Source organism: Ruegeria sp. YTSA108 (assembly GCF_059610185.1).
On record NZ_JBXWND010000034.1, the window covers coordinates 1 to 1193 of the forward strand.

General features: G+C 51.0%; 1 protein-coding gene. It reads right to left on the bottom strand.

Going from position 1 to position 1193, the window contains the following annotated elements; genetic code table 11:
* Positions 1-583 precede the first annotated feature (583 nt).
* On the bottom strand, positions 584-1120 hold the full coding sequence (locus AC2FHW_RS19865; RefSeq protein WP_170668087.1) for a hypothetical protein: 537 nt from the start codon (positions 1118-1120) through the stop codon (positions 584-586).
* Positions 1121-1193 lie beyond the last annotated feature (73 nt).

Below are 1193 nucleotides of genomic sequence, written 5' to 3' on the forward strand. Positions count from 1 at the left end.
TTCGATACCTGGAAGCAGGGTATACCGGCGACGATAACAGGGACACTTGCGGCTCTTGTTTTGAACGCTGGGTATTCAAAGCTTCTAAACATACTGTAACAACGGCCACCCGACCGATACCAGGAAATCCCAGGACAGCGATGGAACGTCCATAACGGACCTTTATTCTCGACTTTGCAAAGTCCGCTTTCTGCGCATCGCAGACCTTCGCGAGAATCCCAGGTTCCTTAGGGAGGCCCTTTGCGGGATTGAGAAATGCAAAGGGTCGTAACCACAACGACTAAGCCAAAACTGATTGAATTCGTCGCCAATGCCGACAATCGCGCAGCGCAAAACTATGGGCGAACTGCGCAAACTTATGGGGTGTGCGAAGTGTTATGCGCAAACCTACAAAATCTGTAGGTGCGCTCATAACGCTACATTCCCAACATTGATTTCATTGAAGAAAATCTTGGAAGCTTGCCCATAACTCTGCGCGGTATTTGCGCATAACTTTGCACGATTTGCCCATAAGTTTGCGTGCCACAGAGAACCCATCGAACAAACCAGCTCCTATGGCTTATCTGCAATGCTCAAATGTAACTTATTCCCAATCGCCAGCAGACGAGCGCCACGTCTTAGCGTCCGCATCCCAAACACTGGCGGTGACGCAAGGCGTTGGGTTTATTCCGTCGCAATTGGATCCATGAATATCTGCGACGACAACGCGTTGACGCCCAAAATCAACGACCGTCCAACCTTGGTTAAGCAAAGAGTGCACCTCTTCACTAACCCAAAAGTGCGACATGCATCCGCCAGTTCCGCAATAAAGAGATGCGGCGCTTGAACACGCGAAACCAGACTCATTCAGAACCCAGTCGTGTTGAAGATCTCCGTCGAGATCGACCCTTTCAACCGCGCCCCAGGCTATGTCAAACTGACCGTTGTTGAACTCCGCGCATGCCTGCGCCGCCAGATCAACCTTTGCTCGCAAACCGGTTGGAAGTTGCGAAACGTCAGCCGCGACAACTGGTGAGGTCCAAACCAGGCCCGAACCAAGCAGGATCGCAGATACCAAACGTTTCAAGTAGCTTGCCAATTGGGAAGCCGGTTGGAAGGTGGCTTCAGTTGCATTGTTCATACCTGTAGTCCCCGTATTCCAGCCAGTTTGCCGAGCCTTCTTTAAAAATCAGAAATTCGGACCTGTCTTCCCC